Origin of the sequence: Sphingobacterium sp. ML3W, from assembly GCF_000747525.1 — a bacterium.
Lineage (GTDB): Bacteria > Bacteroidota > Bacteroidia > Sphingobacteriales > Sphingobacteriaceae > Sphingobacterium.
The window spans coordinates 3070197-3086533 of record NZ_CP009278.1; the positions used below are offsets into that span (position 1 = coordinate 3070197).

Genomic DNA, 16337 nt, shown 5'->3' on the forward strand with positions numbered 1-16337 from the left:
TGTTGTTTTACTTACTACAGGTGAAGACCATCAAAATACTTTAAGAAACTGTTTTCTTTATGTTAAGAAATTATGAAACAGATAAACACTCGCTAAGACCAGCAAGATATCATCGTGGTCTGCGAATCGTTGTGTCAGATCTTGCTTCAGTATTTTCTTTGCCTCATAGAGATGATTTTTCACCGTCTGCTCGGCAATACTCAGTTTCTGAGCAATCTGCTTGATGGTATAGTTGTCATTTCGCAAAAGATATACGGCCTGCATGGTTTTGGGCAACCTCGCTACAGAACGATCTACTATATTTTCTAACTCCTGATACTGTGCAAGTGTATTATCATTTGAAGCAGTAAACTTATCCATACGGTATAGCATCTTTTCCATGATGTTTTTGCGTACTTTCTCTGTCGCATAATGATTTAATATCTTATTTTTGATTGCTTTAAAAAAATAAGGTTTTATTGATTCGTAATCCTCTTTAAGTAAATGGCGCTTTTCCCAAATTTGAATAAACACTTCCTGAACAATATCTTTTGAAATCGCTTCATCCTGCAAATGTCGATAAGCCAATGCATATAACTCTTCCCAGTAAGCATCAAAAAAATAGGTAAACGCCCGTGGATCTCCATTTTTAAATCGAGACAAATAAAGGATTTCCTTCTTGGTTTGGGTAAACATGACCTTACAAAGATAGGTTGAGAATATTACGCTAATATTAATTAATCATCAACCTTACAATTCTGCTACGCAAACAGACCCAGGATATCTTTTGATACTTTCGTATTGTTCCCTTGATTGTCACAAAAATTTAAATTTCCCATGATCTTTTGACACCGTTGTACGGTATCCACTGTCGTCACTTATCTCTAAACGACCAAGTATATTTTTACTTACTGTGGTCTGAGTTGCATAATCATTTTTTTGCCACTATATTGCTAGCATAATCTTCCTTAATAATGGTTTTAGAACCATTATCAGTCACTTTTGTAAGATTACCAGAATAGTCTTGCTCCTATTTGATTTTCCTGGACCACCGATCCGAAACAATAATATTACCCCAGCTATCAGTTGTAATTTTTATATCGCTTTTATCAATAGGGGCTTGTTTGATAGCCTAAAATCAGAGTTCGAAAACGTATTACTTTATAAAGCTGTTGCTGTAATATATCAGTTTGCCACTATCTGTCATGCCATTAATAACGACATGAAATCCTTTTGCGTTCGAATTATTATGAAATAATATCTGCATGCTCGAATTAGTAATATCCAAATTAATATAGGGATTCCAATACAAAGTCAATCGATCATCATAAGGTGTATTTACTTGCTTTTCGGCGTTATTGTATTGAGGTGAATAAAACGGTAAGGTAGACATATAGCCCGCCACTTGATGTAAGGTCACACCTTGGCCGCTATACCTATTTCGACCATCTATATCGGCATAGATCATGATTGCTCCACCAGACGGGTTGCTTGGATAGTTGTCATATAATCTAATCAATTTTATCTCTTGAAGCGTAGTGGGCACATATCCCTCACCAGCATTAGGGTTATATTCACTGTTATTAACAAGAATCACAGGTTGGGATGCCTTTAGTTTGGGATATGTTACTTTTAAATAATCAATTAAACTTTCCAGGGTATCGATATAAGCAGGTATAGTTAAATCATTTTGAACATCGATATCTAGATATGATGGATGCTTGGCAAACCACCCTCGAGAAAGCTTATTGGCCATTTGCTGTAACTTTAGGTCGACTTTTCTATTTATATTCACAGTCTTCAATACACGTCTTCCACTGGCGTCGATGGTGTAATCTGGGTGGTAATCTGTGGATAATTTGATTCGTATGCTGCTGTCCTGTAAGTTACGAATCGTACTCTTGTTCAACTTATAATCGTGTTGACCGACTAAGTCATTGAAAAAATATTCTGTTGTAAAATCATAAAATTTCATCTTTTCATAAACCTGTACAGCTCGCACTTCTATGGTATCACTAAAAACAATTTCTTTAGATCCAAAGTAGCCATCTTTGTCAAAAATAACTTCACTGTAGCGTACCAGACTATCATTCAGCATCCGATAGGACAAGGACAATCCTCTTCTTGGTTTTCCTGCTTTTACATCCTTCTGTTGGATCTTTTGATAACGTTCATAATATTTTGGCCAGTCCTTTTTCACTCCTAGTTTCCCGCGAAGGTATAAGACCGAATCCGCTATGACTGGTAGGGTACCTAAAAATGATGTCGCTTGAAAATCTGCTCCTATATTTTGTGTAGTGTCCGTTGGAATGGAAATATCGGTAATGGAAATGGATAAATTGGCCACCTCGGAATCACTTAAGTTTAATGTAATACGGTTTGCACCTAATGGTTGTGCTGAGAACTGATCAAGAATGACTAATGGCGTAATCAGCTCCCCTTTTACCATCGATTTACGCAGACTATCAACGCTTGAATTGGGTTCATTGATCATTATTTCTGTAACTCCTTCTTGGATAACAAAGAGTTTTTTAATGAGTCGATCATGGGGGGTGTCTAAGTTTCTTTTTGTGAAAAAACTGAGGTACAGTTCGTCTTTGGAGTAGTCACGAGGTATAATATATTGTCCTGCAGTTACTCCACGATCGATGAATAACACACTTTCCTGCAATGGAGTCGAAACACCATCAACGTTTGAAAAGGGAGAGAAATATAAATTCTTCACCTCTTCGTCAAATGTATTTCCGTGTTTGAAATAGGCTTTAAACCATATGGTATCTCCAGGAAAATATATGGTCCTATCGGTATGAACGGAGAGCCCCTGCCCCAAACTTAGGTTATGCGCACCACATAGCAAAAACATAATCAGTAACCACCGCAGCACTACGAATGTTGGAAAAAGACAATTATTTTTTATGCTCATTTGGGTTTATAAAAAATAGGTAAAGATTATGAACAGTAATTTATAAGAAGCTAGTTATAAACTTACTGTTTATTTTTTACATAAAGAAGCTATTTATCAACCTCTTAGTGTAATTTCAAAATGCGAGTTATTGTTTCATTTATAGAATAATAGCAGCTCCTAGTCACATTCTTCCTCTCCATACATGATATAGGTAATTGAACTTACTTGAAAAAGTGTGTGCTTTTAATAACGAAACGCTAATGCGTCGATTTGACCGATCTATTTCGTTGGAGCCTCCGGAAAAAGAAGATTTTTGATGGTTTTGACCTTAAAAGGTTATAGTATCCAAAATATCTCTATCTTCGAGAGTTTAACATGTACCTGCTAATATATTAACGTTTGAATAAGTCAGATTTGAAACAAAAAGATATTCTAAAATTTTGGAGAGACGTTGAGATTTTTGATCTTCCTAGTTTTGATAATGAAGCCCGCATCCTAAATGAAAAAGAAATTTTACCTTGGAATAATACAAACAGGACAGTTAAGAAAAATTATAAGTGGCGCTATACGCTGATTTTTGGAAAGATTGATAAAACATCCATTGTCAATCACTTAAATGATTTATTAGGTATAACAGATCCTAATGATTGGGAAACTCCAGTTACTGGCGCTAGTAGCTTATCTGCGCTGATGCTGAATGAAAATGGGCAAATCGAAAATGAAGAATACATGGTATCGAGCTACCTTCTTGGTATAAAAGCCTTGGAAAAGAATCTCCATCTATCTACTATACCGAAGGCAATCATGGAGTCTAAAAATGACTTTTATGAACGTTATAATCTCAAATCTAACAATGATAATGACGATAAACTAGAACAGGAGGAATCGATTTCTTGGGATCATCTTTTAAAAGAAATAGCTTATGTAAGCGGTTTTAGTGAATGGTCTGCAAAAAAAATCGACGTTTACGTTTTGGAAAAACTTGTTCCTAAAGATAGTGAGGGTAACCTGAGCTTATTCAACAGCTTCTATCTGGACGACTTAAATTACCTTTCAGGTATCGAAGAAGACAAATTAGGTCAAGCTTTACAAAGCTACCTTCATTTAAATCCCTTGAAAGAGAAAAGGGAAGATTTAATAGGGAGTCCAGATTATTTATTTCAAAGCATCGCCCCTCGTTTGATGTCAGCTGGTCGATGGCCCTCAAATATAGCGCATGGTCTTTATACGGCACAATTGGGTGCTGTAAATACGATCTTTGCCAACCTACGTGAACAGCGTGGTTTACAAGGTGTAAATGGCCCTCCTGGTACCGGAAAAACAACACTGCTGAAAGATATTATAGCGGAGGTTATTGTGGAAAGGGCTAAAGTAATTTCTGCCTTAGGTTGTCATAGTATCTTTGATAGTGGTAACAGGATAATTGAACAGGAGTCTGGTTTCAACCTCTATACTTATCCGCTAAATAAAGCTCTTCGAAACAATTTTGGTATCGTAGTGGCGAGCAATAACAATGCTGCTGTTGAAAACATCAGTAAAGAACTGCCACTGAAGAGTAAAATCGATATAAAGGAGTTTCCAAATGCTGATTATTTTTCGGACTTTTCTCAAAACTTGATCCAAGAGGAAAGTTGGGGAGTTTTGGCAGCAGCTCTGGGAAATAGTAAAAATAGAAGTTCTTTTAGACAGGCATTTTGGAAAGCGAACAATGCAGATGGTGAGCCGGCCTTTCATGATTTTCTTTATAGCTTGTATAAAGATGCTGAGGATGATCAAACATATGCGTACATGAAAAGCTTTGATGAAAAGAATAGCTTATTTATGAGTCTTTTAAATGAATTTGAAGCATTCAAAAAGTTGGCTTCATCTTTTCATACGCAACTGCCAAAATATATCAATAACAAGAAGATTCAAGATAGCACACGCGTTGAGGCTAACGAAATAGCCGAAAATCTACATAGTCTGAAAGAGGAAGAGAAAACGATAAATGCGCTCATAGATCAGATTGAAGAGGATGTGAACCGCCTACAGAATCTGATTAAATTGCAAACCGTAAGAAAACCTTTATTTTTCTTCTTCCATAAGTTGTTTCAATCCAATAAATTCAAACAATGGAATCTGCAAGCTGAGGAATTAATGAATGATTTAAATGCTGGAAATCTTAGCTTAAAAAAGACGAGGGATCATCTCTCTTTAAATAATGCTGCGCTGGGTAAATTAATGACGCAGGAGGCTAACAATAAGAAAGTATTAGCATCGTTAGAACAGTTCTTTTTGGCGTATGAGAAACTGCAAGATGAGCTCTTTTCCACTTATGGAATCGAGCCAAAAAACCTCCTTAACACCGATTTGCTACAAAAGGATCTGAATGAAATACAGCTTTTAAACCCGTATCATTCGGCTAAAATAGCTAAATTGAGAAGTGATATTTTCATTACGGGACTGCAGCTCCACCATGATGCAATATTAGCAAATGCTAAAAAAATCAAGAATAATCTGAACGCTTATTTTATGATGTCATCTGGCTGGGTAAAAGTCGAGAGCGATATGGCTCAAAATCTGTGGGATACTTTCTTTCTATGTGTTCCGGTTGTTTCTACTACCTTAGCTTCCGCTAGCCGATTATTTGCAAATTTAAATACGGAGCAGATCGGATGGCTACTTGTGGATGAGGCTGGTCAAGCTACACCTCAATCGGTAGCCGGATTGATCCATAGATCTAAACGTTGCATTATAGTAGGCGATCCATTACAGGTCGAACCTGTTGTTACGATACCGGAAAACCTGGTTACAAAACTTAGACAACAAAACAATGTGCATGTAGATTGGTCTCCTTGTAAAACTTCGGTCCAACAGTTGGCGGATCGTGTTTCACTTGCCGGTACCTATATGCAGGTGGGTAATTCGGATGACAAAATTTGGACAGGGTTTCCCTTACGTACCCACCGCAGATGCGATGAACCGATGTTTTCAATCGCTAATCAGATCGCCTATGGCAATCAAATGGTCAAAGCTATTAAAACAAATTCGGAGGAAGAGTTTATTGGTCCATCCACCTGGTTTCATATTGAAACCACAACCGAACCACAGAATAAGCACGTTATTATTGAAGAAATAACGTTTTTAAGACACAAAATTTCCAGATTGATTGACAAAATGGATTACAAAGGACATATTTATGTGATATCGCCATTTAAATCGGTCGCTGATTATTGTAAAAATGAATTTAAGCAGCATCAACAAGTTTTTTGTGGGACTATACATACCTTTCAAGGGAAAGAAGCAGATATTGTTTTCCTTGTATTAGGAAGTGACCCAAAGTCATCTGGTGCTCGAAACTGGGCATCTGAAAAACCGAATATGCTCAATGTAGCATTAACAAGGGCACAGAAACGCTTTTATGTTATAGGTAACAAAAAACTGTGGGCAACATGCGATTATTTCAGTACCATGGCAAGGAATCTACAGTAGTTTTTAGATTGTTTATTATAATGAAATTGATGATCAAGAAATATCATACATGTAGTTCGCTGGCCGCATACAAGTAAATGTTCAAAATTATAAACAACACTACAATACCAACTTATACCGAACAGATCGACCAGCTCCTAACAAATCTAATGCTCCAATTTCACTTAAATGTTGTAAATCTCTTGTCGCTGTTGCTTTAGAAGCTTTGGTTATGGCAACATATTTCTTTGCTGTCATCCCTCCTTCAAATCCTTCTACTCCAGCTTCAAACATACGGTTAATTGCTTTTAATTCTCTATCATTCAATTGATCTTTAAAGCCATCAAAGAATTTTACCTTTATTACGGTGAATTCTACCAATTGCTTTGCATCAATTTGTGCATCTAAAATAACTTGTGCAAAATATTTAATCCACTCGGTTATTTCCAGGCTTGTTTGAGCATTTTTTAATGCTTCGTAATAGGTATGCTTATTTTTTTCAATAATCTTCGAGATGGACAATAAAACCGGGTTTTGTAAAGAGTATGATAGGGCATATTCGGCCAAAGCTCGCCCAATGCGACCATTACCATCTTCAAATGGATGAATACTTTCAAAATACAAATGTGTAATAGCCGATTTTATTAAAGCTTTAGTTACCTTATCTGTACTTAATAATTCAACTGTATTAAACCATTCAACAAAATTATCCATCTCTTTCGCTACTTGTGTTGAAGCAGTGGCTTCAAAATGAACAACTTCCTTTCCAAAAGCTCCAGAAATTACTTGCATCGGTTCTTCTCCTTGCCGCCATTGTCCTGCATGAATATTAGAAAATGAATCCATCAGAACTTTATGCCAGTCTAAAATCATGGCAATAGACAAATCGTCCTTATAAGCGTTTCTAACTTTGCTCATTAACGCTGCAATACCCGCCACACGTTTATCACTAACTGTATTATTATCTGTCAGCCCTAAATTACGCTTGATCGAGGACATCACATCGATCCGGCTCAAATACTCTCCTTCTATTTCTGAGGTTTTTATTGCTTCTGAAATAAGAATTTCAATGATCGTCTCTTTTTTCAAATCGTCATTTAAAGCTGTTACCAACCCACTAACTAACCCTAACTCCCCTGCAAAAGAAATCGCTATTTCATGGATATTCCCTTCTAAATAGTTAAAATTAGGCCAGTCTTTATATTGCCAATTGTACATAATGAGCCGATTAAATTTATATTCAACTCAAATATAATAAAAATTTGAGCCGATTAATAAAAATAATCGGCTCAAATTAAAAAATACGATTTTAAAAATACTGAAAAAGAAACCTCCTTCGGTAAAAGTGTCGTAACCAGAAGTTAAGGTTTGACAGTCGGCCCATCTACGATCAGTTGACCGTTAGGTAAAATCTTCAATTCATCTAAGAACACCATGCGTTGACTGCCGGTTTTAGCAGTACGTGCATGGTAGACACACCATACTTTGCCCTCTTTATCTTTCAATACACTGTTATGTCCTGTGCCTGACACGTATCCCCCAGTGGAGGTGTTTTTTTGTAAAATAGGGTTCGTTGAAGACTTTTCGAATGGCCCTAGTGGGTTCGAGGCCGTTGCATAACCCACAGCATAATTCTCTCCTCCGAAATGATTGGCAGAATACATCATGTAATAAAGTTCATTATGCTTGAAGAGATAGGAACCCTCTGTCCATCTTCTATTTACTTCGCCCGAGGTGACAGATCGACTCTCCCATTCAGATTGCTTATCAGCTAGCGAGACAGGAGGGCGTAACAATAATTTGGGTTCACCTATAACATGTGAAAAATCCGATGCAAGCTCAACGCCATATATCCAACTTTCTTCTATCTCATCAAACATACCCTCCTGCTTCGCCCAATCTGCGATCTCCGATTGAACTGGGTTTTTGTAACAGCATCTAGAATAGTAAAGATATTGTCGCCCACCTTCGGCAAAGTATACATTACCGTCAATAATTGGATATCCTGGATCAAATAACGGACGACCAGTGATATCTATAAATGGTCCTGTCGGACTTGTAGATGTTGCAATGCCGATCCTATAATTTTCCAGTTCCTCATTGGGATTATCTTTCCAATGAGCGCTATAAAACATATAATACTTCCCGCCTCGTTTATATACTTCTGGAGCCCAGAAGTCTTTGGTTCCCCAGCTTTTTTCTTGCCGAGTTGTATACACTGTACCCTTATTTTCCCAATTTTTTAAATCTTTAGAGGCATAAGCTACAAATCCATTTTCAACTCCTCCTGTACCATACATATAATAAGCGTCGGTATCATCATCATAAAGTATAAATGGATCACCAAAAGCAACATCCAACGGGTTGTTTGATTGGGCATGTAAAGTGGAAATAAATAGCAAACAACATCCAATCAATAAGGATAAGCGTAAATTTTTAATTATCATCTTTCATTTTTTTAAATACAGGACTATGCTCCAGCGATTGTCCTGGTTCTCCCGTTCCAATCTTTGGCCACCCTGCTGTCCATATTACTTTATCTAACATCAACATACGTCGACTAGCACCACTCGATACCTTTCCTTCATGCTTTTGAATGGCATGGTAAAGTAACCAATCCGTCCCCTTATCGTCTTTTATGATCTTACTATGGTGTCCTGGTCCTACAACTTTATCATTCCCTTGAAGCACAACTGTCCCTGCCCCCCGCGTATTGATGTCTTTTCCGGATCGATCTAAATAAGGTCCCTTCAACGATTTAGATCGTGCTACTAGAACATGGTACTTGCTATTTGCGCCCTCACAACAACTTCCTTTTGACCCAAATAAATAGTAATATCCGTCCCGTTTGTGTATCATAGCTGCTTCCCAATCTCCAGCGGCTACTTTAAACTTCTGTTGTAAATCAATCACTGCTGTGCCGTCGGATGTGAGCGGAATACCGTGTATACCTTGAGAAGGACCGTCACCAAAGCTTCCCCAAAACAGGAATTTCTTGTTCCCTTCTTCGTAAAGTGACGGATCGATAGAATTGGGCACCTGAACTTCACTGCTCACAAACAATTTACCGCGATCCTCGAATGGTCCATCTGGATTATTTGCTACTGCCACCCCAATTCCTGGATCTGGATCTCCCCATAGCGAATAAGAATAGTACAAGACATACTGATTATTTATCTTGTTGATATCAGGTGCCCATAGACCACCCCGATCTTTCCAATGAGGTTTATCTTGAAATACATTGGCCACTTCTTTCCAATGAACCAAGTCTTCAGATTTTAAAATAGGCATCAATCGATTCCCTTTACCATCTCCCCAATTATCTTCTGTTCCATAGGCATAAAAAGAACCCGTTTTTACATCTCTTATGACCGTAGGGTCTGCCAAAATGGGCTCAAATACTGGATTCATATATTGACTGCTCTTGTCTCCTGCAACATGAGCCTTACGATCAAATACGCCACAGGAATACGTCATGGACAATATCCCAATCGAACAGAGTAAAAAGCTATAGTGTTGTCTTAATTGTATAACCATATCATACTGTTTACACGCAGGACCTGATACATAAATAATGTTAATTACCTAATTATCAATATTTTCCTTTGTGTTTTTTGTTTTTTTTATATATTTGATTATAATTGCATTGGGTCCCAACAACCATTCAATGTAAAACAAAAATATAGAATAAGCCTTACATAAAAGTGCCTTTTTTATTCAAAATAAACCCAAATCGTATCATTTTATGAGGATTAAGTTATTTTTAATACTGACTTTGATGTGTATAAAGTTTATTGATGAAATTACAGATTTACCTAAGAAAAAAATAAAAATTATGATACAAATTCCATATCGACTATTAACACTTACATGCTTATTACTTATGCTATCCCTATATAGTAAGGGCAGCATAAATGATAGGCCTTTTCAGCAAATCGACAGTAAACTGCCTATTGCAGACCCTTATGTATTGTTTCATGAAGGTAAATACTATGCGTATGGTACCCGAATCGATGGTTTTGAAGTATATATTTCTGAAGACCTAAAGCATTGGAAACGAAGCAAAAATCTAGCCCTCTCACCTCAAGACTCTTGGGGTACACGCTGGTTTTGGGCACCTGAAGTGTACTATGTAACCTCCAAAAAAAAGTTTTATATGTTCTATTCCGTTGATGAACATATATGTGTTGCTTCCTCCTCCAGCCCCGAGGGACCTTTTATTCAAGAAGAGAAAAAACCTATTATTGCCGAAAAGGGAATCGACACTTCTCTTTTTTTAGACGATGACGGGACTCCATATTTATTTTATGTCCGTTTTACAGATGGAAATGTAATTTGGATGGCGGAGATGACCAATGACTTACAAAGCATAAAGAGCGAAACTCTTACGAAATGTATTAGCGTTAGTGAGCCATGGGAAAAAAAACAAGCTACAGTTGCAGAAGGTCCGTCTATCATAAAAAAAGGTAACACGTACTACTTAATTTACTCCGCCAATCATTTTGAAAGCCAAGATTACGCCGTAGGCTATGCAACAGCAAGTTCTCCCAAAGGTCCTTGGAAAAAATATAGTGGCAACCCTATCCTTAGACGAGACCATCCCTCAGCATCTGGACTAGTAGGTACAGGTCATGGAGCTCCATTTATAAGTGCTGACGGTGGCTATAAATATATCTACCATGCACATGCCAGCAACAGCAGTGTAGCGCCACGTACAGCTTTCATCAATGATATCGTGTTTTCATCTGATGGTATTATCAGCATCGTTGGAGAGCCTATCAGACCGGTGGTTGTGCGATAAACTATCTTATCAACAAGGTACTTTTAAGACTCCAACTTAACATTTAAACATGCGGAGAATAAGTGTTTTATTCCCCGCATGTTGCGCAAATCATATTCGATTTATGAAATGCTCCTAACATCCTATCGCGGATGCTGTATGAAAGGTTTTGTGTCGAAATTGAGCAGTCCAATCACCTAATTATAAGTTTTTTAGAGATTGTTTCTTAGATATTCTTGAAACTTATCTTGAAACTGTAGACCACTGCCTACTCTATATTTGCTCAACTTGTTATTTAGCGTCAGCCCCCATAGTATGAATTCGGTCAGAAAATAACCATCTTCCGGTGTTGTTTGTGGCTGGTATTGCTGTATCAAACTGCGGATAGGTCTCACTTCGTCCAATACGCGCTCGTAATCTGCATCTGTAAGTTCATCGGACAACTCAATACCATCCGATTCTGAGAACCAACGAACAATGTCATCATACGGATAGCGTTCGGTTTCCTTTTCAAACTTCTCAATCTTGGGGAATAGGGTAAGAAACAGACTTTTAACAGCATCCTCAATCAACTGAAGCGCGACAGCAGCGGCTCCCTCCTGCTCTCCTTCATAAACAAGCTCAAGTTTACCAGTTATAGCGGGCACGATACCCATAAAATCGCTCAAGCGTACTGCCGTGGCTCTTGATCCATTTTTGAGCATACGCAATTCAGCAGTGCTTAATAAATTTTGAAATGCTGTAATGCTCATACGTGCACTGACACCACTTTTTTCATCAACATATTCGCTATTGCGCGCTTCAAAACTGATCTGCTCAATCAATTCACGCGCCAATTCAGGAACGTATATGTGGTCCTTTTGTGCAGCTTCCAAGTTAGCTTCTTGTGCAGTAATGGTCTTCGCGATCTCAACTGATGCGGGGTAATGTGTCAATATCTGTGATCCTATCCGGTCCTTTAGGGGCGTAACGATACTTCCCCTGTTGGTGTAATCCTCCGGATTTGCGGTGAACACAAACTGTACATCTAACGGAAGGCGTAATTTAAATCCGCGAATCTGGATGTCTCCTTCTTGCAATATATTAAAAAGTGCTACCTGTATTCTGGCCTGAAGATCGGGCAGTTCATTAATAACAAATATCGAGCGGTTCGCTCGTGGAATCATGCCAAAATGAATCACGCGATCGTCCGCATAGCTCAATCTCAAATTTGCGGCTTTGATAGGATCGACATCACCAATCAAATCTGCTACAGTGACATCTGGCGTTGCTAGTTTCTCTGCAAAACGATCACTTCTATGCAACCAATCTATCGGTGTTTCATCACCCTTTTCCTTTAAAAGTTCAACTGCATAGCGCGATATCGGGCTATAGGGATCATCATTAATCTCTGAGCCTTGTACCACGGGTATATATTCATCCAACAGATTAACCATAAGCCGCGCTAGGCGTGTCTTCGCTTGACCGCGGAGACCAAGGAAATTAATATTATGTTTGGAGAGGATAGCTCTCTCAAGTTCTGGAATAACGGTATCCTCGTATCCATACACTCCGGTAAATACGGTTTCGCCGTTGCTTATCTTTGTAATCAGATTCTGACGCAGTTCTTCTTTTATGGTCTTAGGTTTGTAATCAGAAGTCTTCAGTGCGCCAAATGTTGTAATCTTCGTGTAATCCATATGTTCTTATAATGAAGCGCAAATGCTGCGCAAGATGTATATCCTATTATCGTTCAATTAATTGTTTATCGTATTCTTTTTCTGCGATTCTCTTCGTAATCCTCAAAAATCATTTCGCCGAGATTCCCTAACCCTGTATAGTATGCCTTGCCCTGATTTGACGCCGTAAATTCGTCGACAAACTGTTGCAGATAGGGGTCTGAAGCAATCATAAAGGTTGTAATGGGTATGCCCAGCTTTCGGGCTTGTGCTGCCATGCTATAGCATTTACTGGTGATAAAAGGATCCAAACCCATAGAATTCCTATAATAAGTTCCATCCGGCATGTTTAAACAGCTCGGTTTTCCGTCGGTAATCATAAATATCTGCTTGTTCGCATGCCGCTTGCGTCGGAGTATTTCCATCGCTAACTTCAAACCAGCGACAGTATTGGTATGAAATGGTCCCACTTGCAGATAGGGTAGATCTTTTATCGCGATAGGCCAAGCATCATTACCAAAGACGATAATGTCAAGTGAGTCTTTAGGATAACGTGTCAGGATGAGTTCTGATAAGGCCATGGCCACTTTTTTAGCAGGTGTGATCCGGTCTTCGCCGTATAGAATCATACTATGGCTGATATCGATCATCAACACCGTACTCATCTGTGATTTGAACTGCGTATCTTCGACTACCAGATCATTTTCTGATAAGGCGAACTCCCCTATCCCATGATTAATCTGTGCGTTTTTCAGGCTCTCGGTCAAGGCTATTTTCTCGAGACTATCTCCATATTGATAGCTTCTGAAATCGCCCATATTTTCGTCACTCCGTCCTTGGTAATTGGTTTTATGATTGCCTGATTTCCCTTTTCGCATCTTTCCAAAAATCTGATCTAACGCATGTTGTCGTAAAGCTTTTTCCAACTTTGAGGTAATATCTAGACTACCATTGCCACCTGGTTCCAATTTTTCTCTGATGTATCCCTTATTCTTCAGATCTGCAATGAAATCGTCTATAGTATACTCTGGAGTAGTCAGTTTGAACTCTTTGTCCAATTGCCGTAGCCAATCGATAGCTTCATCAAAATCACCTGAGGTGTGGGTAATCAGTTCTTTGAAAATATCAAATAATTTATCAAAAGGCGTTTGAAACGGTTCGTCATATTGCTTAAAGAAAAAACCCTTATTTCGTTTAATGCTTTTCATGGATTGATTTTATTAGCATGAAGAAGCTATTCGCATCGTAAAATCGGAATAGCTTCGCAGGCTGAATTTACGAAATAATAATCCTTATAAAGAATCATATAGTCCTAAAAAATTTGAAGAAAGTCTTTTGCAGAAAGAGGTGTTTATTCGTGGTTTTTATTGTATGCAGCTTAGCATTTTCCATTTCTTCATTTGCTCAATCAAAAAGTCAGTTTGATGGTTAAGACTTAACAGGCTAACATATCGATGTTCAAGTTATGGATAAAAATACTACGTTTTCCTCTTTAGCTTAATTTTTATTAAATTGCTATTCTTTAGTTTTTATTACATAATATACAACCAATGTGGACATTTACGGTGAAAAATAAAATTAAGGCTGCGATGTTGTTTTTCTCCGTCCTTTGTTTGGTGATGTTGACCAATATTCAGGAGCAACACTTGGTCAAAAGAATTAACGAATCGGTGACGTCTTTGTATTCGGATCGCTTGGTGGTGGCTGATTATATTAACAAGCTTTCAAATCGCATAGAGAAATTGCTTATCTTATTATCTGCAACTAATTATTCGTCGAAAGAAGTTAATTTGGAATTGGATAAAATCAATCAACTCAATACTCTTTATGAAAAAACAATCCTTACCGATAAAGAAAATGTCAATTTTAATGAATTTAAAATCTACATTCAACAAATAACACAAAATGTTAATACCACAGATCATGCTAAAGCTATCGAAATAAGCAAACAAGCACGTCAAACTCTGGAGACATTATCGTCGATTCAATTGGAGGAAGGAAAAGTAAAGTTAGACGAAGTAATCAGTATGACGAGTACGAGTAGGTTAATGTCTTACATCGAAATCGTGATCCTAATCATTATTGCTATATTAATTCAAATTTTGGTGTTTTCCGCTAAAGTTGACATGGGTGCAAAAGTTCCAAAAGATCATAATCTAAACTAATTGAAGGGTGCAAATTCATATCCATAAAGAGACAATAGCTACTACTCCAGACTGCAGTTCTCACTTATCTACAGCTTCAAAGACATAATTTGCGGTAGCGCGCAAATCAAAATCACGATGCGAAGCGGGTCTGAAATAGAACATAAACGTTACTTATAACAATCAACGTTAAAAGATTATAAGCATTTTCAATCGTTTAGAGCACAAATGAATGTAAGTAAAAACTTATGTTCCTATTTTATTCCTATGAAAATTATTATGTATGTTTGTTTTAACGATAATCATTCAAACCTAAACCAAATATGAACTTCTATTATTCAGCTCTTTGCTTTGTAAGCAGCTTAGCATTTTCCTTATCTTCATGTGCTCAATCAGAAAGCCTGTTCAATGGCAAAGACTTAACAGGCTGGCATATCGACGTTCCAGAAATGGACAAAAATACGACTGTAAAAAGTCCTTTTCTTGTCAGAGACGGGATGCTGGTTAGCATGGGAACACCAAATGGTCATATTATAACCGATAAATCGTATAAGAACTATAGCTTAGATGTTGAATATCGTTTTGCTGGAAAACCAGGAAATTGTGGCGTACTGGTGCATGCCTCTACCCCTCGCGCACTTTATGAAATGTTTCCAAAATCTATTGAAGTACAGATGATGCATGAAAATGCGGGAGATTTTTGGTGTATTGTAGAGGATATTAAGGTGCCAAATATGGTTGAGCGCCGCGGTGAGCAAGCTGAATGGGGCATTACAGAAGGTAAAAAACGAAGAGTTTTGAATCTTACCGATCATTCGGAGAAACCGCTTGGTGAATGGAACAGCATGAGAATTGAATGTTTAGACCGGGTTATAAAGGTTTGGGTAAATGGCGACCTTGTAAATGAGGGATACGACTGTACAGCAAACAGTGGACAGATTGCCCTGCAGGCTGAAGGAGCTGAAGTTGAATTCCGTAAGGTTTTACTAACTCCAATAACTCATATTTCAAAATAAAAATATAATATGAACACATTATTTTTGAAATTTTAACGTGCTAATACACTCTTTAACAAAATAGTTAAATTCAATAGCAAAAAAGCTGCAAGAAAAGTGGAAAACCCGCAAAGCCATTCTGTCGAGAATGGCTTTATTATTTATATGTGATCAAAAAAATGAATAGTTATTGTTCATTCCTAATCGACCTCTTTTTGAATGACAATAAATCAACTATCCTTGTTTGCTAGTTAGAAATACAGCTTTTGACAGAATTACTCACAAAGAAGAGTTTCACTATTTCATAAAGAGAACAAGTAATGTTACCAACTACAGAAGATCTTCATGAGTTAGATAAATTTGAATATTTTATTGAAAACAATTTGACGCAGAATAAACTCAAAAACTGTTACATTTTTCGGGATA

The 16337-nt window shown here is 37.5% G+C and carries 11 protein-coding genes; 4 read left to right on the forward strand and 7 right to left on the reverse strand.

The annotated features are described in order from the left end of the window. Window positions 1–57: 57 nt before the first annotated feature. Entirely contained in the window at window positions 58–675 is a 618-nt protein-coding gene (locus KO02_RS13105; RefSeq protein ID WP_038698960.1) for an RNA polymerase sigma factor, read from the reverse strand. 460 nt (window positions 676–1135) lie between these two features. Next, on the reverse strand, window positions 1136–2902 hold the full coding sequence (locus KO02_RS13110) for a hypothetical protein (protein WP_144243323.1): 1767 nt from the start codon (window positions 2900–2902) through the stop codon (window positions 1136–1138). A 381-nt stretch (window positions 2903–3283) separates the two neighbouring features. Between KO02_RS13110 and KO02_RS13115 the strand changes: the two genes are divergently transcribed. Continuing rightward, window positions 3284–6355 carry a DEAD/DEAH box helicase gene (locus tag KO02_RS13115; RefSeq protein WP_235212254.1) on the forward strand — a complete coding sequence of 1024 codons (3072 nt, stop codon included), beginning with the start codon at window positions 3284–3286 and terminating at the stop codon, window positions 6353–6355. Between the two features lie 99 nt (window positions 6356–6454). On the opposite strand, the gene KO02_RS13120 is transcribed toward KO02_RS13115, so the two are convergent. The 3 genes from KO02_RS13120 to KO02_RS13130 form a co-directional block, all read right to left on the reverse strand. Continuing rightward, window positions 6455–7552, reverse strand: coding sequence for a Fic family protein (locus KO02_RS13120; protein WP_200878550.1), 1098 nt, complete (start codon window positions 7550–7552; stop codon window positions 6455–6457). A 143-nt stretch (window positions 7553–7695) separates the two neighbouring features. After that, window positions 7696–8781: a glycoside hydrolase family 43 protein gene (locus KO02_RS13125; protein WP_038698966.1), complete on the reverse strand. Its 1086-nt coding sequence runs from the start codon at window positions 8779–8781 to the stop codon at window positions 7696–7698. Continuing rightward, on the reverse strand, window positions 8771–9871 hold the full coding sequence (locus KO02_RS13130; RefSeq protein ID WP_038698968.1) for a family 43 glycosylhydrolase: 1101 nt from the start codon (window positions 9869–9871) through the stop codon (window positions 8771–8773). The genes KO02_RS13125 and KO02_RS13130 overlap by 11 nt, the downstream gene beginning before the upstream one ends. Window positions 9872–10169: 298 nt before the next feature. On the opposite strand from KO02_RS13130, the gene KO02_RS13135 reads away from it, so the two are divergent. Beyond that, window positions 10170–11135, forward strand: a complete 966-nt coding sequence (locus KO02_RS13135; protein WP_051960285.1) for a glycoside hydrolase family 43 protein — start codon at window positions 10170–10172, stop codon at window positions 11133–11135. Window positions 11136–11326: 191 nt separating this feature from the next. Here the strand turns inward: KO02_RS13135 and KO02_RS13140 are convergent, their stop codons facing one another. Together KO02_RS13140 and KO02_RS13145 are read right to left on the reverse strand one after the other, a co-directional pair. Beyond that, entirely contained in the window at window positions 11327–12793 is a 1467-nt protein-coding gene (locus tag KO02_RS13140) for a sigma 54-interacting transcriptional regulator (protein ID WP_038698975.1), read from the reverse strand. Window positions 12794–12858: 65 nt separating this feature from the next. Further along, on the reverse strand, window positions 12859–13980 hold the full coding sequence (locus KO02_RS13145; protein WP_038698977.1) for a vWA domain-containing protein: 1122 nt from the start codon (window positions 13978–13980) through the stop codon (window positions 12859–12861). A gap of 342 nt (window positions 13981–14322) precedes the next feature. Between KO02_RS13145 and KO02_RS13150 the strand changes: the two genes are divergently transcribed. Together KO02_RS13150 and KO02_RS13155 are read left to right on the forward strand one after the other, a co-directional pair. Then, a complete protein-coding gene (locus KO02_RS13150) occupies window positions 14323–14937 on the forward strand; it encodes an MCP four helix bundle domain-containing protein (RefSeq protein ID WP_038698979.1) in 615 nt (204 codons plus the stop codon). A gap of 428 nt (window positions 14938–15365) precedes the next feature. Beyond that, entirely contained in the window at window positions 15366–15932 is a 567-nt protein-coding gene (locus KO02_RS13155; RefSeq protein WP_235212255.1) for a DUF1080 domain-containing protein, read from the forward strand. Window positions 15933–16337 lie beyond the last annotated feature (405 nt).

What these genes read in the sequence shown, in the direction of transcription:
- KO02_RS13105 (WP_038698960.1), bottom strand. Translation starts at nt 675, where the DNA reads ATGTTTACCCAAACCAAGAAGGAAATCCTTTATTTGTCTCGATTTAAA.
- KO02_RS13110 (WP_144243323.1), bottom strand. Translation starts at nt 2,902, where the DNA reads ATGAGCATAAAAAATAATTGTCTTTTTCCAACATTCGTAGTGCTGCGG.
- KO02_RS13120 (WP_200878550.1), bottom strand. Translation starts at nt 7,552, where the DNA reads ATGTACAATTGGCAATATAAAGACTGGCCTAATTTTAACTATTTAGAA.
- KO02_RS13125 (WP_038698966.1), bottom strand. Translation starts at nt 8,781, where the DNA reads ATGATAATTAAAAATTTACGCTTATCCTTATTGATTGGATGTTGTTTG.
- KO02_RS13130 (WP_038698968.1), bottom strand. Translation starts at nt 9,871, where the DNA reads ATGGTTATACAATTAAGACAACACTATAGCTTTTTACTCTGTTCGATT.
- KO02_RS13135 (WP_051960285.1), top strand. Translation starts at nt 10,170, where the DNA reads ATGATACAAATTCCATATCGACTATTAACACTTACATGCTTATTACTT.
- KO02_RS13140 (WP_038698975.1), bottom strand. Translation starts at nt 12,793, where the DNA reads ATGGATTACACGAAGATTACAACATTTGGCGCACTGAAGACTTCTGAT.
- KO02_RS13145 (WP_038698977.1), bottom strand. Translation starts at nt 13,980, where the DNA reads ATGAAAAGCATTAAACGAAATAAGGGTTTTTTCTTTAAGCAATATGAC.
- KO02_RS13150 (WP_038698979.1), top strand. Translation starts at nt 14,323, where the DNA reads ATGTGGACATTTACGGTGAAAAATAAAATTAAGGCTGCGATGTTGTTT.
- KO02_RS13155 (WP_235212255.1), top strand. Translation starts at nt 15,366, where the DNA reads ATGGACAAAAATACGACTGTAAAAAGTCCTTTTCTTGTCAGAGACGGG.